We start from the raw sequence: 19,908 nt of genomic DNA, 5'->3' as shown, positions 1-19,908 counted from the left end.
CCTTCGGGCCCGTTGTTGTTTAAGCTTGAATGATGACTGCTCTCGAACTTCGCCTGCGCCAGGCCCTGCAGCCCTGGCGTGCGGCCCCTGCCTGGCGTATTGCCTTCTCCGGTGGCCTGGATTCCAGTGTGCTGCTGCATCTGCTCGCCGACTGGGCGCGGCACGAGGAGCTGCCGCCGCTTTACGCCATTCATGTCCATCATGGGCTGCAGTCGGCCGGCGACGCCTGGCCGGAACATTGCGCACGTGTCTGCGAGCAGTTGGGCATTGCTCTCGAAGTCGTCAGGGTTCAGGTCACGCCAGGTGCCAGCCTTGAACAGGCTGCACGAAGCGCGCGTTACCAAGCTTTCTGCGAGCGGCTGAGACCGGGCGAAGTGTTGCTAAGTGCCCAGCATCGCGACGATCAAGCCGAAACGCTGCTGTTTCGTCTGTTGCGCGGTGCCGGCGTGCGTGGGCTGGCGGCTATGCCGGCCAGTCGGCCGTTGGGGCGGGGCGGTCTGTTTCGGCCGTTGCTCGACAGCTCTCGAGCTGAGTTGCGTGAATATGCGCAGAGTCATGGCCTTGCCTGGATCGAGGACCCGAGCAATGCCGACGAACGTTTCAGTCGCAATTTCCTGCGCAGGCGGGTGTTGCCGCTGCTGGCCGAGCGCTGGCCGCAGGTCACGGCAAATATCGCGCGTAGCGCCAGGTATCTGGGCGAAGCTCAGCAATTGCTGGGTGAGCTGGCCGAGATGGACCTGGCGACTGTTCATGGCGTTTCGGCATGCCCCTGGCTGACTCTACCGTCTCTGGACCTGTCGGCAGTGAGCGCTCTGAGCAATGCACGTCAGCGTAATCTGCTGCGCCACTGGCTGGCGCCGCTGACGCGCCTGCCCGATAGCGACCACTGGGCCGGCTGGTGTGACCTGCGTGATGCCGCCACGGATGCGGCGCCTATCTGGAAGCTGACCGATGGCGAGTTGCACCGTGCCGATGGTCGGCTTTGGTGGCTCAGTGGCGAGTGGCTGCGGCCGCTCGATCCACTCGATCTAGCCTGCGACTCGTTTTCCGAATCGGTCGAACTTCCCGACAATGGTCATGTGCATCTACAGGGCAAGTTGCCGCAAGGTCGCTGGCATTTGCGTTACCGCCAGGGCGGTGAGTCGCTGCAGTTGCCGGGGCGTGGCAGGCGCGATCTCAAGCGTCTGCTCAACGAACTGCGCGTGCCGGCATTCGTGCGCCCACGGCTACCCCTGCTGTTCGCTGGTGATGAGCTGATGGCGGTGGCGAACCTGTCGCAGTCGTCAGAAATCCAGGCCAGCGGGGTGCGTCTGCACTGGTCGCCGCCGATCGGCGCGCAAGGTTTGAGCTGGTAAGGCCTTTCCGGTAGACTACGCTCCCGTCTTACTACAGCTTTTGCCGACTCCCTCAGGGAGCTTGGCGAGCTTGCCATTGTTCGTACTGATGGCGCTCCTTCGCTTTCCCCGGCGGCACTGACCGCTTAAACGCAGACTTCTAGGGTTTTTCATGACGCGCTACATCTTCGTCACGGGTGGTGTTGTTTCTTCATTGGGGAAAGGCATCGCCTCGGCTTCACTGGCGGCCATCCTGGAGGCGCGGGGCCTGAAGGTCACCATGCTCAAGCTGGACCCTTACATCAACGTCGATCCGGGCACCATGAGCCCGTTCCAGCACGGTGAGGTGTTCGTCACCCACGACGGCGCCGAGACCGACCTCGACCTGGGCCACTACGAGCGCTTCATCCGTACCACGATGAGCAAGAGCAACAACTTCACCACCGGTCGGGTGTACGAAGATGTGCTGCGCAAGGAGCGCCGTGGTGATTACCTGGGCGCGACCATTCAGGTCATTCCGCACATCACCGACGAGATCAAGCGTCGCATCATCAAGGGTGCCGGCGATGCCGACGTGGCCCTGGTGGAAATTGGTGGCACCGTCGGCGATATCGAGTCGCAGCCGTTCCTCGAAGCCATTCGCCAACTGCGTGTGGAAGTGGGCGCCAAGCGCGCCATGCTGATGCACCTGACTCTGGTGCCGTATATCGCCACCGCCGGCGAGACCAAGACCAAGCCGACCCAGCATTCGGTCAAGGAGCTGCGCTCCATCGGCCTGCAGCCGGACGTGCTGGTGTGCCGTTCCGACCATCCGATCGATGTGTCCTCGCGGCGCAAGATCGCCCTGTTCACCAACGTCGAAGAGCGTGCGGTGATCAGCCTGGAAGACGTCGACACCATCTACAAGATTCCGGGTGTGCTGCATGCCCAGGGTCTGGACGACTTCGTCGTCGAGCGTTTCGGCCTGGAGTGTGGCGGCGCCGATCTTTCCGAGTGGGATCGCGTGGTCGATGCCAAGCTCAACCCGGAAAAAGAAGTCACCATCGCCATGGTCGGCAAGTACATGGAGCTGCTCGATGCGTACAAGTCGCTGATCGAAGCGATGAGCCATGCCGGCATCCAGAACCGTACCAAGGTCAACCTGCGTTATATCGACTCCGAAGACATCGAGAACCAGGGCACCGCGCTGCTCGAAGGTGTCGATGCCATCCTAGTGCCGGGCGGCTTCGGTCTGCGTGGCGTGGAAGGCAAGATCAAGACCGTGCAGTACGCCCGCGAGAACAAGATCCCTTACCTGGGTATCTGTCTCGGCATGCAGGTGGCAGTGATCGAGTACGCCCGCAATGTGGTGGGCTGGACCGACGCCAACTCTTCCGAATTCGACATGGCCAGCGCTCACCCGGTAGTGGGTCTGATTACCGAGTGGCAGGATGCCGCAGGCAGCGTCGAGCAGCGTAGCGAGAGCTCCGATCTGGGCGGCACCATGCGCCTGGGGGCGCAGGATTGCCAGCTGCAGGCCGGTTCGCTGGTGCATGACTGCTACGGCAAGGACGTGATCGTCGAGCGTCACCGTCACCGTTACGAGGTGAACAACAACCTGCTGCCGAAACTGACCGAGGCTGGCCTGAAGGTCACCGGTCGTTCCGGCGACGGCGCGCTGGTGGAAGTGGTCGAGGCGCCGGATCATCCGTGGTTCGTCGCTTGCCAGTTCCACCCGGAATTCACTTCAACGCCGCGTGACGGTCACCCGCTGTTCAGCGGTTTCGTCAACGCCGCTCTGGCGCAGAAAGCGAAGAAGGCTTAACGCATGGCACAGAAGATCATCAAGGTTCGCGGCATCGAGATCGCCAACGACAAGCCGTTCGTGCTGTTCGGTGGCATTAACGTGCTCGAGTCGCGCGACCTGGCCATGCAGGCTTGCGAGGAATACGTGCGGGTGACCGAGAAGCTCGGCATCCCCTACGTGTTCAAGGCCAGCTTCGACAAGGCCAATCGCTCTTCCATCACCTCCTTCCGCGGCCCGGGCCTGGAAGAGGGCATGAAGATCTTCGAGGAAGTGAAGAAGACCTTCGGCGTGCCGGTGATCACCGACGTTCACGAACCGCACCAGGCGGCTGCAGTGGCCGAGGTGTGCGACATCATCCAGTTGCCGGCCTTCCTCTCGCGGCAGACCGATCTGGTGGTGGCCATGGCCAAAACCGGCGCGGTGATCAACATCAAGAAGGCGCAGTTCCTCGCTCCGCAGGAAATGAAGCACATCCTCACCAAGTGTGAAGAGGCTGGTAATGATCAGTTGATCCTTTGCGAGCGCGGCAGCTCCTTCGGTTACAACAACCTGGTGGTGGACATGCTCGGCTTCGGCATCATGAAGCAGTTCGAGTACCCGGTGTTTTTCGACGTGACCCACGCTCTGCAGATGCCGGGTGGCCGCGCTGACTCTGCTGGCGGTCGCCGCGCCCAGGTTACCGATCTGGCCAAAGCCGGCATGAGCCAGGGCCTGGCAGGCCTGTTCCTCGAAGCCCATCCGGATCCGGAAAACGCCAAGTGCGACGGTCCATGCGCCCTGCGCCTGAACAAGCTGGAGCCGTTCCTCACTCAGCTCAAGCAGCTGGATGACCTGATCAAGAGTTTTCCGCCGATCGAGACTGCCTGAGCCGGTCGTAATCCGGTAAAGTGCCGCCCGAGAAAAATCCCCCTGACCCGTGAGTCAGAGTGAGCCGTCGATCTGCCCTCCGGCAGCGACGGCCCAGTGCAGCCTGCTGCTGCCGTCTTATCGTCAACCTTTGGAGCGTTATCAAGAATGGCAAAGATCGTCGACATCAAGGGTCGTGAGGTTCTCGACTCCCGCGGCAACCCCACCGTGGAAGCGGATGTAATTCTGGAAGGCGGTATCGTCGGCAGCGCGTGCGCTCCGTCCGGCGCTTCCACCGGCTCGCGCGAAGCGCTGGAGCTGCGTGACGGCGACAAGAGCCGTTACCTGGGCAAGGGCGTGCTGAAAGCCGTCGCCAACATCAACGGCCCTATCCGTGACCTGCTGCTGGGCAAGGACGCGACCGATCAACAGGCCCTGGACCGCGCGATGATCGAACTCGACGGTACCGAGAACAAGGCCAAGCTGGGCGCCAACGCCATCCTCGCCGTGTCCCTGGCTGCCGCCAAGGCCGCTGCTCAGGCCAAGGGCGTGCCGCTGTACGCGCACATCGCTGATCTGAACGGCACCCCGGGCGTCTACTCCATGCCGGTGCCGATGATGAACATCATCAATGGCGGCGAGCACGCCGACAACAACGTCGACATCCAGGAGTTCATGGTGCAGCCGGTTGGCGCATCGAGCTTCGCCGAGGCGCTGCGCATGGGCGCCGAGATCTTCCATCACCTCAAGGCCGTGCTCAAGGCCCGTGGCCTGAACACCGCTGTAGGTGACGAAGGCGGCTTCGCACCGAACCTGGCCTCCAACGAAGACGCTCTGGCCGCCATCGCTGAAGCCGTTGCCAACGCCGGCTACAAGCTGGGTGACGACGTGACCCTGGCGCTGGACTGTGCATCGAGCGAGTTCTACAAGGACGGTCAATACGACCTGGCCGGCGAAGGCAAGGTATTCAGCGGTGAAGGTTTCGCCGACTACCTGGCGGGCCTGACCGAGCGTTATCCGATCATCTCCATCGAAGACGGCATGGACGAGTCCGACTGGGCCAGCTGGAAAGTCCTGACCGACAAGATCGGTGCCAAGGTACAGCTGGTTGGCGACGACCTGTTCGTCACCAACACCAAGATCCTCAAGCGCGGCATCGACGAGAAGATCGGCAACTCGATCCTGATCAAGTTCAACCAGATCGGCTCGCTGACCGAGACCCTGGAAGCCATCCAGATGGCCAAGGCTGCTGGCTTCACCGCCGTGATCTCGCACCGCAGTGGCGAAACCGAGGACAGCACCATCGCCGACCTGGCCGTGGGTACTGCCGCCGGTCAGATCAAGACCGGTTCGCTGTGCCGTTCCGACCGCGTTTCCAAGTACAACCAGCTGCTGCGTATCGAAGAGCAGCTGGGCGCCAAAGCCCCATACAAGGGCCGTGCCGAGTTCCGCGGTTAACCGTCGTGTAGACTGAAAAGGGCGACGCAAGTCGCCCTTTTTCGTGGTTATCCCAGCGTTGGTGCTGCATGCTGTAGGAGCGGATTTATCCGCGAATTTTCGCGGCTGAAGCCGCTCCTACAAAGGCTGCGTCATTGCGGGCATGGCCTTTTTCGTGGACGCTTCGTCGATCCCAGGGAACCAATGCACGGATGCAGGTACCGAAACCCCATGTCACTCATCAGACGGCTTCTTTTCAAGCATGAACGCAGCCCCTACCATGCCGATGACTCAATCTGCGAGCCGCTCCATGCGTAGTCCGTATTGGCTGTTTATCGTGCTGATCCTGTTGCTGGTCGGTCTGCAGTATCGACTGTGGATTGGCGACGGCAGCCTGGCTGCTGCCAGCCGTCTGCAACAGCAGATCGCCGAACAGGAGGGCGAGAACGAGCGGTTGCTGGAGCGCAATCGTATTCTCGAGGCCGAGGTGATGGAGCTCAAGCGCGGTATGGAAACCGTGGAAGAGCGCGCGCGTCACGAGTTGGGCATGCTCAAAGAGGGTGAAACCCTCTATCTGCTGACCGAATGACCACGAAATTCTGGCTGGTGATCCCGGCCGCTGGCGTCGGCGCGCGGATGGCCGCCGACCGCCCCAAGCAGTACCTGCAGATCGCCGGCCGCTGCATTCTCGAACATACCCTGCATTGTTTTCTCGATCATCCCGGCCTGTTGGGCGCGGTGGTATGCGTTGCCGTGGATGACCCGTTCTGGCCGCAGTTGCCACTGGCGCGTGATCTGCGCATCCGCCGTGCGCCTGGCGGGCGTGAGCGCGCCGACTCGGTGCTGGCCGGGCTGGACTCGTTACTGGCCGGTGGTGCCGATAGCGATGATTGGGTGCTGGTGCACGACGCCGCGCGTCCCAATCTCACCCCTGCGGACCTGGATCGCCTACTAGACAGTCTGACCGATGATCCGGTCGGCGGCCTGCTGGCGGTGCCGGTGCGCGATACGCTCAAGCGTGTCGGCAGCGATGGTCGAGTGTTGGAGACCGTGGATCGTAGCGTGATCTGGCAGGCCTACACACCGCAGATGTTCCGCCTGGGGGCGTTACGCGAGTCACTGGCGCAAGCGCTGGAAGAAGGTGTGGCAGTGACCGATGAAGCCTCGGCCATGGAGTGGGCAGGGCAGTCGCCCCGGCTCATCGAAGGCCGGGCGGACAACCTCAAGGTTACCCGCCCGGAAGATTTGCATTATCTACAGTCCGTATGGTCGCAAGGCCGTTGAACTAGAACTGTCGCATCAGTGTGTCCAGCGCTTGGCATCTTTGCCCAGGTTGCGATCCAGCGCGTTGGTCAGCTTGTTCATGGCGCCGTCGATCGCCTGCTGCAGTTCGCTGGCATCGTGGGAGACCGTCAGTGGATCGCGTCCTTTCATTCGTGCCTCGACCTTGCAGCGCTTGTCCTGTGGGCCACTCTTGAGCGCGTTCTCGTCGGAGAGATGAATTTCGATCCGGGTGAGGTGGTCCTCGTAGCGCTGGAGCTTGTCCCGGATGCGACTGCGAATGTCGTCCTTGAAGTCCATCGAGGAGGTGACGTGCTTACCACTGTTGACCAGAACCTGCATAACCATGTCCTCATGTAGCTGAGTTCGTGAGGCCCCGTTTGGGCGGGGTGCATGGGTTGTGACGCGGTCGTCTCGCTCAAGTTTCGCCCCGGCTTGTGACATTCCATGACCGTTCAGCTGGGTGACAAGGTTGTTGCAGAACCTCAGGAGTGATCGAGGTATTCGGCGCGTTGGCCAAGTCCCTGGCGCAGCGAGTCGATCAACTGACGTACCTTGGGCGAGAGATGTCGCTGCTGCGGATAGAGTGCCCAGACGGCTGTGTTGGGTGGGCGGTGCTGCTCCAGCAGGGAGATCAGCCGGCCGCTGCGCAGGTGTTCCAATACGTAATAGTCCGGCAACTGACACAGCCCAAAACCGCGCAGCGCTGCGTCGAGCACGGCCTGGCCGCTATTGCAACGCCAGTTACCCTGTATGCGCACCTGGGTTTCACGGCCGTTCTGGGCAAAGCTCCAGTGGTCGCTGCTACCTACCAGGCAGTTGTGTCGGGCTAGCTCGGATAACGAGTGCGGACGCCCGTAGCGCTGCAGATAGTCGGGGGCTGCGCACAGGTACATTTCGCGAGGTGCCAGGCGTGCGGCCATCAGACGCGAGTCCTGCAGGCGCCCCAGGCGGATGGCCAGGTCCAGGCCTTCGTGCAGCATGTCGAGCTGACGGTTGGACAGTTCGATCTCCACGCGCAATTGCGGATGCCGCGCCATGAAGTCGTTGACCAGCGGTACGATGAAGCGCTCGCCGTAAGCCACCGCACAGGTCATGCGCAACAGCCCCTTGGGTTCAGCGCCGAGATCACCGACTGCTCGCAGCGCTTCTTCGCGGGCATCCTGCAGGCGCTGGCAGTGTTGTAGAAACAACTGGCCGGCCTCGGTCAGCGCGACCCGTCTGGTGCTGCGGTAGAACAGGCGGCTCTGCAGGCGCTCTTCCAGGCGTGCGACCTGGCGGCTGACCTGCGAGGTGGACAATCCCAGGCGCTCGGCGGCGGCACTGAATTGCCCGCATTCGGCGACGGCAACGAATTCGTCGAGTCCTTCCCAGCGATTCATCGATGCTTCTTCTCCTGTGCTGCCGATTGCATCCGGCTGCCCCTGTAGGAGCCCGCTTGCGGGCAATGTAAGGAGACCCAATATTATCCCTGTACAGCAATAATGTTTTGCTCTTCTGCTGATTATCTCGTATTGGACATGAACTAGACTGCCGACCACTGTCCACGCTCCCCTGAGAGAACTGTCATGATCAAGTCTCGTGCCGCCGTCGCCTTCGCCCCGAATGAACCCCTGAAAATCGTCGAAGTCGATGTGGCGCCGCCCAAGGCCGGCGAGGTGCTGGTGCGTATCGTCGCGACCGGCGTCTGCCACACCGACGCCTACACCCTGTCCGGCCAGGACAGCGAGGGCGTGTTCCCCTGCATTCTCGGTCACGAAGGTGGTGGCATCGTCGAGGCGGTGGGCGAGGGGGTCACCTCGCTGACGGTCGGCGACCACGTGATCCCGCTGTACACCGCCGAGTGCGGCGAGTGCAAATTCTGCAAATCCAACAAGACCAACCTGTGCAGCTCGGTGCGCGCCACCCAGGGCAAGGGTCTGATGCCTGACGGTACCAGCCGCTTCTCCTACAACGGCGAGCCGATCTATCACTACATGGGCTGCTCGACCTTCTCCGAGTACACCGTGCTGCCGGAAGTCTCCCTGGCCAAGATCCCCAAGGAGGCGCCGCTGGAGAAGGTCTGCCTGCTCGGTTGTGGCGTGACCACCGGTATTGGTGCCGTGCTCAACACCGCCAAGGTCACCGAGGGCTCCACTGTGGCCATCTTCGGCCTGGGCGGTATCGGACTGGCGGCGATCATCGGCGCCAAGATGGCCAAGGCTTCGCGCATCATCGGCATCGATATCAATCCGGCCAAGGAAGCCGTGGCACGTGAGCTGGGCATCACCGACTTCGTCAATCCGAAGGATCACAGCAAGCCGATCCAGGAAGTCATCGTCGAGATGACCGACGGTGGCGTCGACTACAGCTTCGAGTGCATCGGCAACGTGCAACTGATGCGCGCCGCGCTGGAGTGCTGCCACAAGGGCTGGGGCGAGTCGACCATCATTGGCGTTGCGCCGGCCGGTGCCGAGATCAGCACCCGCCCATTCCAACTGGTGACCGGCCGCGTCTGGCGCGGCAGTGCCTTCGGTGGCGTCAAGGGTCGTACCGAGCTGCCGAGCTATGTCGAGAAGGCGCAGAGCGGCGAGATTCCGCTGGACACCTTCATCACCCACAACATGGGGCTGGACGAGATCAACGAAGCGTTCGAGCTGATGCACGAGGGCAAGAGCATCCGTACCGTCATCCATTTTTGATGGCGCGCCGCACGGCTGATGGTCGTGCGGATTCTTTCGTAGGGTGCGCGGGCCGCCTGGGCTGCACGCACCGCTAACTCTTGGTGCGCATGGCGCACCCTAAGGAGTGGTCATGACCCTCGAAATCGTTTCCAGCAACAAGAGTTTCGGCGGCTGGCACAAGCGCTACCGCCATCGCTCCAGCAGCCTCAACTGCGACATGGTGTTCGCCGTCTATCTGCCGCCTCAGGCCGAGCAGGGTGCCAAGCTGCCGGTGCTGTACTGGCTGAGCGGGTTGACCTGCACCGACGAGAACTTCATGCAGAAGGCTGGCGCTCAGCGCATGGCAGCCGAACTGGGGTTGATCATCATCGCGCCGGACACCAGCCCGCGTGGCGAGGGCGTGGCCGATGACGCCAACGGCGCCTATGACTTCGGTCTGGGTGCAGGCTTCTATGTCAATGCCACCCAGGAGCCCTTCGCGCGGCACTACCGCATGTACGACTACGTGGTGCAGGAGTTGCCAGCGCTGATCGAGGCCAACTTCCCCGTCTCGGACAAGCGCGGCATCGCCGGCCATTCCATGGGCGGTCACGGTGCGTTGATCTGTGCGCTGAAGAATCCGGGGCGTTATCAGTCGGTATCGGCGTTCTCACCGATCAGCAATCCGATGAACTGCCCGTGGGGCGAGAAGGCCTTTTCCCTGTACCTGGGCGAGGAGCGTTCGCGTTGGCGTGAGTGGGATGCCAGCGTGCTGATCGCCGAAGCCAGCGAGAAACTGCCGATCCTGGTCGATCAGGGCGATCGTGACGATTTTCTCGAAGGCCAGCTCAAGCCGCAGGCGTTGCAGGCTGCTGCCAAGACGGCCGCTCATCCGCTGACGCTGCGCATGCAGCCGGGCTATGACCACAGCTACTACTTCATCGCCAGCTTCATCGACGATCACCTGCGTCATCACGCTGCCGCTTTGCGGTAGTCGTAGCCCGGATGAAATCCGAGAAATTCGCTCCCCGGATTTCATCCGGGCTACGGGGCAATGCGGTTAGAATCACGCCCTGACTTTTTCAGGGCGTTGTTCTTTATGCGTATCGGTCATGGCTATGACGTACACCGCTTCGGCGAAGGCGATTTCATCACCCTCGGCGGCGTACGGATTCCCCATAAATTCGGTCTTGTCGCTCACTCCGACGGTGACGTGCTGCTGCACGCCCTGAGTGATGCGCTGCTTGGCGCCGTGGCGCTGGGCGATATCGGCAAGCACTTCCCCGATACCGATCCGACCCTCAAGGGCGCTGACAGCCGCGCCCTGCTGCGCCATGTGATGGGCCTGGTGCGGGGCAAGGGCTACGCGGTGGGTAACGTCGACGCCACTATCATCGCCCAGGCGCCGAAGATGGCTCCGCACATTCAGAGCATGCGCGAGCGCATTGCCGAGGATCTGGGCATCGAGCTGGATCAGGTCAACGTCAAGGCCACCACCACCGAGAAGCTGGGTTTCACCGGGCGTGAGGAAGGTATCGCGGTGCACGCCGTGGCCCTGCTGGTCAAGGCATGAACGAGCTGCAACTGCTCGGGCCGCGCGCCCACGGCGAGGCCTGTGGGCGCGCGGTGCTCAAGGCCACGGCCGAGGACTTCCAGGTCGACGAGGTGCTCGACATCCCGCTCACTGGCCAGGGTGAGCACCTCTGGCTATGGGTGGAAAAACGCGGCCTGAATACCGAGGAGGCCGCTCGGCGTATCGCCCGCGCTGCCGGCCTGCCGCTCAAGGCGGTCAGTTACGCGGGACTCAAGGATCGTCAGGCGCTGACCCGCCAGTGGTTCAGCCTGCACCTGCCGGGCAAGGCCGATCCCGATCTGGCGGCTGCGCAGGGCGATGATCTGGTCATCCAGCGCAGCCAGCGGCACAACCGCAAATTGCAGCGTGGCGCCCATGCCGCCAATGGTTTCACCTTGCGCCTGACTGCCCTCGAAGCGGATCGCGATGCGCTGGAGCAGCGTCTACAACGTATCGCCGCGCAAGGCGTGCCCAATTACTTCGGCTTGCAGCGTTTTGGCTTCGATGGCGGCAATGTCGAGCAGGCCCGCGATTTTGCCGCGCGCCTGGAGTTGCCGGTGCAGCGCAACCTGCGCTCGCGACTGCTCTCTTCGGCACGCAGCTATCTGTTCAATCAAGTGTTGGCCAAGCGCGTGGCCGCTGGTACCTGGAACCAGGCGCAGATCGGTGACTTGCTGGCCTTCACTGCCAGCCGCAGCTTCTTCATGGCCGGTGAGACCGAGTGCATTGACCCGCGCCTGGCCATTCTTGACCTGCATCCCACCGGGCCGCTGTGGGGCGACGGGCCTTTGCCGACCGCTGGTGAGACCCGACAGCTGGAGCAGGAAGTAGCCGATGAGGCTGCGCAACTGGTGCAATGGCTGATCAAGGCGGACATGGCGCACGAACGGCGAATTCTGCGCCTCCCCATCGGCGGCCTGTCATGGCATTATCCCGAACCCGATATTCTGCAACTTGCATTCGTCCTGCCGGCCGGGTGTTTCGCCACCGTGGTGGTGCGCGAATTGCTCGATTTGGTGCCAGCAGGGCAGACGGATACTCCATGCGAATTCTGATTTCCAACGACGACGGGGTGAACGCGCCCGGTATCGCTGCGTTGCACCAAGCGCTGGCCGACTATGCCGAGTGCGTGGTGATCGCCCCTGCCGAAGACAGGAGCGGTGCCAGCAGTGCGCTGACGCTCGATCGTCCGCTGCATCCCATGGCTTTGGCCAATGGCTACATCAGCCTCAATGGCACACCGACCGATTGCGTGCACCTGGGGCTCAACGGTCTGCTCGAGCAGACGCCGGATATGGTCGTCTCCGGCATCAACCTGGGCGCTAATCTGGGCGATGACGTACTCTATTCCGGTACCGTCGCCGCCGCGCTCGAGGGACGTTTCCTGAGCAAGCCGGCGTTCGCCTTTTCGCTGCTTTCGCGCCTGTCCGACAATCTGCCGACTGCGGCCTACTTCGCCCGCAAACTGGTGGAGGCGCACGAGCGACTCGAACTGCCACCGCGTACCGTACTCAACGTCAACGTGCCGAACCTGCCGCTGGAACATATCCGTGGTGTGCAGCTGACCCGACTCGGTCATCGCGCGCGTGCGGCGGCGCCGGTCAAGGTGGTCAACCCGCGTGGCAAGGAAGGTTACTGGATTTCCGCCGCCGGTGATGTCGAGGATGGCAGTCAGGGCACCGATTTTCATGCCGTGATGCAAGGTTATGTATCGATCACGCCGCTACGGCTCGATCGCACGTTCAATGAGGCCCTCGAAACTATGGATGGCTGGCTGGAGGGCATCTTCTGATGCGCGGACAGGACGAGATGCAGCGCAGCGGGATCGGCATGACCTCGCAGCGCACCCGCGAACGATTGATCCAGCGTCTCTATGAGGAAGGGCTGTCCAACGCGCGGGTACTGGAAGTGATCCGCCGTACGCCGCGTCATCTGTTCGTCGACGAAGCCCTGGCGCACCGCGCCTATGAAGACACCGCGCTGCCCATCGGCCATAACCAGACCATTTCCCAGCCATACATGGTTGGGCGCATGACCGAGCTGCTGTTGGCGGCGGGCCCGCTGGACAAGGTGCTGGAAATCGGTACCGGTTCTGGTTACCAGACCGCCGTGCTGGCGCAATTGGTCGAGCGAGTGTTTTCGGTCGAGCGTATTCAGGTGCTGCAGGACCGTGCCAAGGAGCGTCTGGCCGAACTCAAGCTGCGCAACGTGGTCTTTCGCTGGGGTGATGGCTGGGAAGGTTGGAACGCGCTCGGTCCGTACAACGGCATCATTGTCACCGCCGCCGCCGCGCAAGTGCCGCAGGCCTTGCTCGATCAACTGGCTCCAGGCGGACGTCTGGTCATTCCGGTCGGCAGTGGCGATGTGCAGCAACTGCTGCTGATCGTGCGTGAAGAGGGTGGTTTTTCCCGTCACGTGCTCGATGCGGTGCGCTTCGTGCCGCTACTCAACGGGCCGCTGGCTTGATCGCTTTTTCGCAGCGGAAGGATCCATGAAGAAATATTTTCTGCTCTATGCCAAGGGCTTGGCGATGGGCGCTGCAGATGTCGTGCCCGGCGTTTCCGGCGGCACCATCGCTTTTATCAGTGGTATCTATGACGAGCTGCTGCGCTCCATCGCCAGCATTCCCGAAGCGTTCCTGCTGCTGCTGCGGGGCCGCATCAAGGATGCCTGGCAGATGGCCAACGCGACGTTCCTGCTGGTGCTGCTGTGCGGCATCCTGACCAGCATTCTCACACTCGCGCGGCTGATCACCTATCTGCTTGAGTACCATCCGATTCCGGTATGGTCGTTCTTCTTCGGCCTGATTCTGGTGTCTACCTATATGGTCGGGCGAGAGATCATTCGCTGGAACTGGAGCCGGGCGGTGAGTTTTCTGCTTGGCCTGGCTTTCGCCTACTGGATCACCGTTGCCGCTCCGATGCAGTGGGGTAGTGATCTGCCAACCCTGTTCCTGGCCGGTGCCATCGCCATCTGCGCGATGATTCTGCCGGGTATCTCGGGCAGCTTCATCCTGCTTCTGCTCGGCCTCTATTCGGTGGTGCTGGGTGCGGTCAAGGACCTCGATCTGCTGGTCATGGCGGTGTTCGCCAGCGGCTGCCTGGTTGGCATTCTCAGTTTCGCGCGTCTGCTCAGTTGGCTGCTGTCACGTTGGCGTGACCTCAGTCTGGCGTTTCTGGTCGGCCTGATGCTGGGTTCGCTGAACAAGGTCTGGCCCTGGAAGGAGACCCTGAGCTGGCGTATCGACAGTAAAGGTGAGCAGGTGCCGCTGCTGCAGAGCAATCTGCTACCGGGGCATTTTGCAGAAATCAGTGGCCAGGACCCACAGCTCTTGCTTGCCGTGGTATTGGCAATCGGCGGTATCGCCTTGGTGCTTGGCCTGGAGTGGCTGGCTGGTCGTCAGGCGCTCGATACTGGTCGCACCGAATAAATACGGCACAATGGGCGCCGTACTCGGAATCATTCAGGGAGCAGTTGGGTGAGTTTCACCGTCCTTCACGTGCTAGTCCGCGCAGTTGCAGCGTTTCGCCTGCCGCTCGCCATGCTTGCCGCCTCCGCGTTGGCCGGTTGCGTCAGCTCGCCACCGGGTGGCGTACAGGTGGTCGACCGTGGCCAGAATCAGGGGCGTGCCCCGGTGGTTCAGCGTCAGCCCGTACGTGATGGCCACTATGTGGTGCAGCGTGGCGATACCCTCTATTCGATCGCCTTTCGTTTCGGCTGGGATTGGAAGGCACTCGCTGCTCATAACGGTTTGCGCGATCCCTATCTGATCCGCGTGGGTCAGACGATCCGTTTCGACAACCGCCCGGTGGGCAGCAGTCAGCCGGTCGTTTCGGCACCGCCTGCGGCCACCTCGCCCGTTGTCACTCAGCCAGTGCCCAGTCGTCCGCCGGTTGCCGTGACTGCGCCGCCTGCAACTCAGCCCGCCCGCCCGCCGGTAGCCAACACGCCAGCGACTACGCCAGTAACACCAGTGAGTCGCTCGGCCAGTGGTTGGTCCTGGCCAACCGAGGGCACAGTGATCAGTCGTTTTTCCTCAAACGGTAGTTTGAATAAAGGCATTGATATCGCAGGGCAATTAGGCCAGCCTGTTTTAGCTGCGTCTGATGGATCAGTGGTGTACGCCGGGAGTGGTTTGCGGGGCTACGGCGAGTTGATCATCATCAAACACAGCGATACCTACGTAAGTGCTTACGGTCATAACCGCAGGTTGTTGGTACGGGAGGGGCAGCAGGTCAAAGCCGGGCAAAGTATTGCCGAAATGGGGTCCACAGGGGCCGACCGGGTGAAGCTGCACTTCGAGATTCGCCGCCAAGGTAAACCTGTCGATCCGCTGCAATATCTGCCACGTCGTTGATCCGTCGCTGACCCGTTCCATCACGTAGGAGGGACGGGCTCAGGTGTGGCCAGGACGGTTCCGCCAGAGTCTGTTGTCGAACTCAGCTAGGGACAACAACAATGGCTCTCATCAAAAAAGAAGCGCCGGAGTTTGACGTCGACGATGAACTGCTCCTCATGGAGCCAGGCATCGTTTTCGGCGAGGTTCAGGGCGATGAGGTGGAAGCACCGGTCGCACGTACCAAGGCCAAGAACGCCACCCCCTCCAAGCAGCACAAATACATCGACTACACCCGGGCGCTAGACGCCACTCAGCTTTACCTCAACGAAATCGGTTTCTCTCCCTTGCTCACTCCCGAAGAGGAAGTGCACTTCGCGCGTCTGGCGCAGAAGGGCGATCCTGCCGGGCGCAAACGCATGATCGAGAGCAACCTGCGCCTGGTCGTGAAGATCGCTCGGCGTTACGTCAACCGTGGTCTCTCTCTGCTCGATCTGATCGAGGAGGGCAACCTCGGCTTGATTCGCGCCGTGGAAAAATTCGATCCGGAGCGGGGGTTCCGTTTCTCGACCTATGCAACCTGGTGGATCCGCCAGACCATCGAACGCGCCATCATGAACCAGACGCGAACCATCCGTTTGCCGATTCATGTGGTCAAGGAGCTCAACGTATACCTGCGTGCAGCTCGTGAACTGACCCAGAAGCTTGACCATGAGCCTTCTGCGGAAGAAATTGCCAACCTGCTGGAAAAACCGGTGGGCGAGGTCAAGCGCATGCTCGGCCTCAACGAACGAGTGTCCTCGGTGGACGTCTCGCTTGGTCCGGATTCGGACAAGACGCTGCTCGACACCCTGACCGATGATCGCCCGACCGATCCCTGCGAACTGTTGCAGGACGATGATCTGTCGCAGAGCATTGATCAGTGGCTCTCCGACCTGACCGACAAACAACGGGAAGTTGTTGTGCGTCGCTTCGGTCTGCGCGGCCATGAAAGTTGTACCCTTGAAGAAGTGGGGCAGGAGATCGGCCTGACCCGCGAGCGGGTGCGGCAGATTCAGGTTGAGGCGCTCAAGCGTCTGCGGGAAATCCTGGAGAAGAACGGCTTGTCCAGCGACGCCTTGTTCCAGTGAGGTTTCGCTTCGATCATGAACCCGGCTCCGGCCGGGTTTTTTATGCGAACCCATGTAAGTCATCGCTTACAGGTGTTGTCAGTGTTTGTGTTGAAAACCCAGCTCTTTTACTGAATTTGTTTTTAAATTATTGTTTTATAAGGTTTTTATAAGATAAGTGAACAGGCGGTATAAATTTTGGCCGGGTTGTGCCGCTGCCCGTAACAGCTAATATCACACCCGTGCTCAGGGACAAGCACAGATCATCAGGATGATGATCAGGAACATCGCAAGAAGCGATTCATCAGGATGATGAGTTGGGAAATAAAGGGATTAGGGAATAAAAGTGGGCGGCGCAAGCCGCCCCTTTTTTGCGCGTGCTGTTTGTGGCGCCAGCCTGGCGGGCAGTCGGCCCGGAGCCTGAAAGTAAAAGACCCGCACTTGGCGGGTCTTTGTGTTTCAGGGCGAACTCAGCGCTCCAGGTGTTGCAGCTTGTCCTTCACGCCATCCCACTCTTCGGCGTCCGGCAGTGCATCTTTCTTCTCGGTGATGTTCGGCCACACTTCGGCCAGATCGGCGTTCAGTTCGATGAACTCCTGCTGATCCTCTGGTACCTCGTCTTCCGAGAAGATCGCCTGCGCAGGGCACTCCGGCTCGCACAGGGCGCAATCAATGCACTCATCCGGGTGAATGACCAGGAAGTTCGGGCCTTCGTAAAAGCAGTCGACCGGGCAGACTTCCACACAGTCGGTGTATTTGCACTTGATGCAGTTGTCGGTGACGACGAAGGTCATGTCTGATTCTCTCCTCGGGCGGCGGCTTGGGCCCTTTCTATGAAGGGCTGCCAGGCGCTCTGTATGTGGCCGCGGCTCAGGCTGTAAACCGGGCGGTCGTAAAATTGCGCGCGATTCTAGCAGTTTGTTGTATTGAACGTTAGATCTGCGTCTTCCATGTATATAACAGCTCCAGCGCCTTGCGCGGAGTCAGATCATCCGGGTTGATCTTGTGCAATTGCTCCAGCAGTGGGTGCGGCACGCTGGCGAACAGGTCACTCTGCATCGGCGCTTGCGGCTGGCCGGGCGCCTGGCGTGGCAGATCGTGCGGCAGGCTGGTGGCCTCCAGGCGCGCCAGGTGCTCGCGTGCGCGGCTGATCACCGTGCCGGGTACACCAGCCAGTTGCGCTACGGCCAGGCCGTAGCTCTGGCTCGCGGGGCCTGGCTGAACGTGGTGGAGGAAGACGATACGCTCGTTGTGCTCGGTGGCCGAGAGGTGCACGTTGGCTACCACCGGCTCGCTTTCCGGCAGCACGGTCAGCTCGAAATAGTGGGTGGCGAACAGGGTGAAGGCGCGCAGGCGCGCCAGGTGCTCGGCCGCCGACCAGGCCAGCGACAGGCCGTCGAAGGTGCTGGTGCCACGTCCGACCTCGTCCATCAGTACCAGGCTACGCTCGCTGGCGTTGTGCAGAATATTGGCTGTTTCGCTCATCTCCACCATGAAGGTGGAGCGGCCGCCGGCCAGGTCATCGCTGGAGCCGATACGGGTGAAGATGCGGTCGACCAGCGACAGTTCGCAGGCCGCCGCCGGCACGAAGCTGCCGATATGGGCCAGCAGCACGATCAGTGCGGTCTGGCGCATGTAGGTGGATTTACCACCCATGTTCGGCCCGGTGATGACCAGCATGCGCCGGTTGTCGTCGAGATCCAGGTCGTTGGCCACGAAGGGCGTGGTTAGCACCTGCTCGACCACCGGGTGACGGCCCTGGTCGATGCGCATGCACGGTTCGTCGACGAAGCGTGGGCGGTTCAGGTCGAGATTCAGCGCGCGCTCTGCCAGGTTGCTCAGCACGTCCAGTTCGGCGAGGGCTGCGGCACTGTCCTGCAGCGGCGCCAGATGGCCGATCAGGCGCTCGAGCAACTCGTCGTAGAGCATCTTTTCGCGGGCCAGGGCGCGGCTCTTGGCCGACAGCGCTTTGTCCTCGAACTCTTTCAGTTCGGGGGTGATGAAGCGCTCGGCACCTTTGAGTGTCTGCCGGCGGATGTAGTCAGCCGGCGCCGACTCGGCCTGCTTGGTCGGCAGTTCGATGAAGTAGCCGTGCACGCGGTTGTAGCCGACCTTGAGGTTGGCTAGGCCGGTGCGCTCCTTCTCCCGTGCTTCCAGATCCATGAGGAACTGTCCGGCGTTCTCGCTCATGGCCTGCAGTTCGTCCAGCTCGGCGTCATAGCCGGTCTTCAGCACGCCGCCGTCACGGATCACCGCCGGCGGGTTGTCGATGATGGCGCGGGCCAGCAGGTCGGCCAGCTCCGGGTAGGTGGAGATGCTGCTGGCCAGCTGTTGCAGGTGCGGGGTATCCAGCGAGGTCATCGCCAGCTGCAGCTCGGGCAGTGCCGCCAGGGCGTCGCGCAGGCGGGCAAGGTCGCGTGGGCGGGCGTTGCGCAGGCCGATACGGGCGAGGATGCGCTCCAGGTCGCCGATTTCCTTGAGCTGCGGCTGCAGCGTTTCGAAGCGATAGCCATCGAGCAGGCGGGCGATGGCGTCCTGGCGTGCCTCCAGCACCGCGCGGTCACGCAACGGACGGTTCAGCCAACGGCCCAGCAGGCGGCTGGCCATGGCGGTCTGGCAGCGATCCATCACCGATTGCAGGGTGTTGTCGCGGCCGCCGGCGAGGTTGATGTCCAGCTCCAGGTTGCGGCGGCTGGCACCATCGAGGATCACCGTGTCGTCCAGGCGCTCGTGACGCAGGCTGCGCAGGTGGGGCAGGGCGGTGCGCTGGGTTTCCTTGGCATAGCTGAGCAGGCAGCCGGCGGCGCCGATGGCCAGGGTCAGGTTCTCGCAGCCGAAGCCTTTCAGATCCTGGGTGCTGAATTGCTGGCACAGGCTCTTGAAGGCGCTGTCGCGGTCGAAATCCCAGGGGGCGCGGCGGCGCGAGCCCTTGCGCTTCTCGGCGGGCAGGCCCTGCGGCCAGTCGTCCGGGATCAGCAGTTCGGCGGGGCTGAGGCGCTCCAGTTCGGCCAGCAGATTTTCCCAGCCCTTGATCTCCTGCACGCTGAAGCGGCCGCTGGTGATGTCCAGCACGGCCAGACCAAACAGGCGCTCATCACCGAGGACTGCAGCAAGCAGGTTGTCGCGGTGCTCATCGAGCAGGGCTTCGTCGCTGATGGTGCCGGGGGTGATGATACGCACCACCTGACGCTCCACCGGCCCCTTGCTGGTGGCCGGGTCGCCGATCTGTTCGCAGATCACCACCGATTCGCCGAGCTTGACCAGCTTGGCCAGGTAGCCCTCGAGCGAATGGAAAGGAATGCCGCACATGGGGATCGATTGGCCGGCCGACTGGCCGCGTGCGGTCAGGGTGATGTCGAGCAGCTTGGCTGCTTTCTTCGCGTCTTCGTAGAAAATCTCGTAGAAGTCACCCATGCGATAGAACATCAACTGATCCGGGTGCTGGTTCTTCAGCTTCCAGTACTGCTGCATCATCGGGGTGTGAGCGGAGAGATCGGTCATGCCGGGCCTTACGTGCGGTGGGTGTGACGAAGCCGGGAATTTTCCCATACTTCGTCCCTCGCG

Annotated in this window: 19 protein-coding genes; 15 read left to right on the top strand and 4 right to left on the bottom strand. The window is 62.0% G+C overall.

Annotated elements, in window-relative coordinates; translation table 11 throughout:
• The first annotated feature begins 32 nt into the window (after positions 1-32).
• The 6 genes from tilS to ispD all read left to right on the top strand — a co-directional run bounded on the left by tilS (position 33) and on the right by ispD (position 6,687).
• Positions 33-1,355, top strand: coding sequence for a tRNA lysidine(34) synthetase TilS (gene tilS, locus BLS08_RS22810; protein ID WP_055985216.1), 1,323 nt, complete (start codon positions 33-35; stop codon positions 1,353-1,355).
• Between the two features lie 151 nt (positions 1,356-1,506).
• Positions 1,507-3,138: a CTP synthase gene (locus BLS08_RS22805; protein WP_021489800.1), complete on the top strand. Its 1,632-nt coding sequence runs from the start codon at positions 1,507-1,509 to the stop codon at positions 3,136-3,138.
• Positions 3,139-3,141: 3 nt separating this feature from the next.
• Positions 3,142-3,987, top strand: a complete 846-nt coding sequence (gene kdsA, locus BLS08_RS22800) for a 3-deoxy-8-phosphooctulonate synthase (protein WP_004424035.1) — start codon at positions 3,142-3,144, stop codon at positions 3,985-3,987.
• 147 nt (positions 3,988-4,134) lie between these two features.
• Positions 4,135-5,424: a phosphopyruvate hydratase gene (gene eno, locus BLS08_RS22795; RefSeq protein WP_055985213.1), complete on the top strand. Its 1,290-nt coding sequence runs from the start codon at positions 4,135-4,137 to the stop codon at positions 5,422-5,424.
• Positions 5,425-5,713: 289 nt separating this feature from the next.
• The gene (locus BLS08_RS22790; protein WP_017674771.1) at positions 5,714-5,992 is read left to right on the top strand and encodes a septum formation initiator family protein; all 279 of its coding nucleotides are present in this window, start codon (positions 5,714-5,716) and stop codon (positions 5,990-5,992) included.
• Positions 5,989-6,687, top strand: coding sequence for a 2-C-methyl-D-erythritol 4-phosphate cytidylyltransferase (gene ispD, locus BLS08_RS22785; protein ID WP_055985210.1), 699 nt, complete (start codon positions 5,989-5,991; stop codon positions 6,685-6,687). The genes BLS08_RS22790 and ispD overlap by 4 nt, the downstream gene beginning before the upstream one ends.
• Positions 6,688-6,702: 15 nt before the next feature.
• Here the strand turns inward: ispD and BLS08_RS22780 are convergent, their stop codons facing one another.
• Both BLS08_RS22780 and BLS08_RS22775 read right to left on the bottom strand, forming a co-directional pair.
• The gene (locus BLS08_RS22780; RefSeq protein ID WP_017674769.1) at positions 6,703-7,026 is read right to left on the bottom strand and encodes an HPF/RaiA family ribosome-associated protein; all 324 of its coding nucleotides are present in this window, start codon (positions 7,024-7,026) and stop codon (positions 6,703-6,705) included.
• Between the two features lie 143 nt (positions 7,027-7,169).
• On the bottom strand, positions 7,170-8,066 hold the full coding sequence (locus tag BLS08_RS22775; protein WP_017674768.1) for a LysR substrate-binding domain-containing protein: 897 nt from the start codon (positions 8,064-8,066) through the stop codon (positions 7,170-7,172).
• Between the two features lie 186 nt (positions 8,067-8,252).
• On the opposite strand from BLS08_RS22775, the gene BLS08_RS22770 reads away from it, so the two are divergent.
• From BLS08_RS22770 to rpoS, 9 genes are all read left to right on the top strand, one after another.
• Complete coding sequence (locus tag BLS08_RS22770; RefSeq protein ID WP_017674767.1) at positions 8,253-9,365, top strand: S-(hydroxymethyl)glutathione dehydrogenase/class III alcohol dehydrogenase; 1,113 nt, start codon at positions 8,253-8,255, stop codon at positions 9,363-9,365.
• A gap of 112 nt (positions 9,366-9,477) precedes the next feature.
• Entirely contained in the window at positions 9,478-10,320 is an 843-nt protein-coding gene (fghA, locus tag BLS08_RS22765) for an S-formylglutathione hydrolase (RefSeq protein WP_017674766.1), read from the top strand.
• A gap of 105 nt (positions 10,321-10,425) precedes the next feature.
• Complete coding sequence (ispF, locus tag BLS08_RS22760; protein WP_017674765.1) at positions 10,426-10,899, top strand: 2-C-methyl-D-erythritol 2,4-cyclodiphosphate synthase; 474 nt, start codon at positions 10,426-10,428, stop codon at positions 10,897-10,899.
• Positions 10,896-11,954 carry a tRNA pseudouridine(13) synthase TruD gene (truD, locus tag BLS08_RS22755; RefSeq protein ID WP_017674764.1) on the top strand — a complete coding sequence of 353 codons (1,059 nt, stop codon included), beginning with the start codon at positions 10,896-10,898 and terminating at the stop codon, positions 11,952-11,954. The genes ispF and truD overlap by 4 nt, the downstream gene beginning before the upstream one ends.
• On the top strand, positions 11,942-12,691 hold the full coding sequence (surE, locus tag BLS08_RS22750) for a 5'/3'-nucleotidase SurE (protein WP_055985207.1): 750 nt from the start codon (positions 11,942-11,944) through the stop codon (positions 12,689-12,691). Before truD ends, surE begins: the two co-directional genes overlap by 13 nt.
• Positions 12,691-13,365, top strand: a complete 675-nt coding sequence (locus tag BLS08_RS22745; RefSeq protein WP_017674762.1) for a protein-L-isoaspartate(D-aspartate) O-methyltransferase — start codon at positions 12,691-12,693, stop codon at positions 13,363-13,365. Before surE ends, BLS08_RS22745 begins: the two co-directional genes overlap by 1 nt.
• 25 nt (positions 13,366-13,390) lie before the next feature.
• Positions 13,391-14,329: a polyprenyl-phosphate transporter gene (locus BLS08_RS22740; RefSeq protein WP_055985203.1), complete on the top strand. Its 939-nt coding sequence runs from the start codon at positions 13,391-13,393 to the stop codon at positions 14,327-14,329.
• Positions 14,330-14,377: 48 nt separating this feature from the next.
• Positions 14,378-15,256 carry a peptidoglycan DD-metalloendopeptidase family protein gene (locus tag BLS08_RS22735; protein WP_082469370.1) on the top strand — a complete coding sequence of 293 codons (879 nt, stop codon included), beginning with the start codon at positions 14,378-14,380 and terminating at the stop codon, positions 15,254-15,256.
• 101 nt (positions 15,257-15,357) lie between these two features.
• Positions 15,358-16,365 (top strand): RNA polymerase sigma factor RpoS, encoded by a 1,008-nt coding sequence (rpoS, locus tag BLS08_RS22730; protein WP_004424060.1) that lies wholly within the window; start codon positions 15,358-15,360, stop codon positions 16,363-16,365.
• A gap of 449 nt (positions 16,366-16,814) precedes the next feature.
• Here the strand turns inward: rpoS and fdxA are convergent, their stop codons facing one another.
• Positions 16,815-17,138: a ferredoxin FdxA gene (fdxA, locus tag BLS08_RS22725; RefSeq protein ID WP_013716392.1), complete on the bottom strand. Its 324-nt coding sequence runs from the start codon at positions 17,136-17,138 to the stop codon at positions 16,815-16,817.
• A gap of 139 nt (positions 17,139-17,277) precedes the next feature.
• Positions 17,278-19,845: a DNA mismatch repair protein MutS gene (gene mutS, locus BLS08_RS22720; RefSeq protein ID WP_055985201.1), complete on the bottom strand. Its 2,568-nt coding sequence runs from the start codon at positions 19,843-19,845 to the stop codon at positions 17,278-17,280.
• Positions 19,846-19,908 lie beyond the last annotated feature (63 nt).

This window comes from Ectopseudomonas chengduensis (assembly GCF_900102635.1).
Taxonomy (GTDB): Bacteria; Pseudomonadota; Gammaproteobacteria; order Pseudomonadales; family Pseudomonadaceae; genus Aquipseudomonas; species Aquipseudomonas chengduensis.
Note: the sequence above shows the minus strand (reverse complement) of the source record. Positions and strands in the feature narration are given on the sequence as shown.

Bases quoted from the DNA above. Each gene is read 5' to 3' on its own strand.
- tilS (WP_055985216.1), top strand. From the start codon at position 33: ATGACTGCTCTCGAACTTCGCCTGCGCCAGGCCCTGCAGCCCTGGCGT.
- BLS08_RS22805 (WP_021489800.1), top strand. From the start codon at position 1,507: ATGACGCGCTACATCTTCGTCACGGGTGGTGTTGTTTCTTCATTGGGG.
- kdsA (WP_004424035.1), top strand. From the start codon at position 3,142: ATGGCACAGAAGATCATCAAGGTTCGCGGCATCGAGATCGCCAACGAC.
- eno (WP_055985213.1), top strand. From the start codon at position 4,135: ATGGCAAAGATCGTCGACATCAAGGGTCGTGAGGTTCTCGACTCCCGC.
- BLS08_RS22790 (WP_017674771.1), top strand. From the start codon at position 5,714: ATGCGTAGTCCGTATTGGCTGTTTATCGTGCTGATCCTGTTGCTGGTC.
- ispD (WP_055985210.1), top strand. From the start codon at position 5,989: ATGACCACGAAATTCTGGCTGGTGATCCCGGCCGCTGGCGTCGGCGCG.
- BLS08_RS22780 (WP_017674769.1), bottom strand. From the start codon at position 7,026: ATGCAGGTTCTGGTCAACAGTGGTAAGCACGTCACCTCCTCGATGGAC.
- BLS08_RS22775 (WP_017674768.1), bottom strand. From the start codon at position 8,066: ATGAATCGCTGGGAAGGACTCGACGAATTCGTTGCCGTCGCCGAATGC.
- BLS08_RS22770 (WP_017674767.1), top strand. From the start codon at position 8,253: ATGATCAAGTCTCGTGCCGCCGTCGCCTTCGCCCCGAATGAACCCCTG.
- fghA (WP_017674766.1), top strand. From the start codon at position 9,478: ATGACCCTCGAAATCGTTTCCAGCAACAAGAGTTTCGGCGGCTGGCAC.
- ispF (WP_017674765.1), top strand. From the start codon at position 10,426: ATGCGTATCGGTCATGGCTATGACGTACACCGCTTCGGCGAAGGCGAT.
- truD (WP_017674764.1), top strand. From the start codon at position 10,896: ATGAACGAGCTGCAACTGCTCGGGCCGCGCGCCCACGGCGAGGCCTGT.
- surE (WP_055985207.1), top strand. From the start codon at position 11,942: ATGCGAATTCTGATTTCCAACGACGACGGGGTGAACGCGCCCGGTATC.
- BLS08_RS22745 (WP_017674762.1), top strand. From the start codon at position 12,691: ATGCGCGGACAGGACGAGATGCAGCGCAGCGGGATCGGCATGACCTCG.
- BLS08_RS22740 (WP_055985203.1), top strand. From the start codon at position 13,391: ATGAAGAAATATTTTCTGCTCTATGCCAAGGGCTTGGCGATGGGCGCT.
- rpoS (WP_004424060.1), top strand. From the start codon at position 15,358: ATGGCTCTCATCAAAAAAGAAGCGCCGGAGTTTGACGTCGACGATGAA.
- fdxA (WP_013716392.1), bottom strand. From the start codon at position 17,138: ATGACCTTCGTCGTCACCGACAACTGCATCAAGTGCAAATACACCGAC.
- mutS (WP_055985201.1), bottom strand. From the start codon at position 19,845: ATGACCGATCTCTCCGCTCACACCCCGATGATGCAGCAGTACTGGAAG.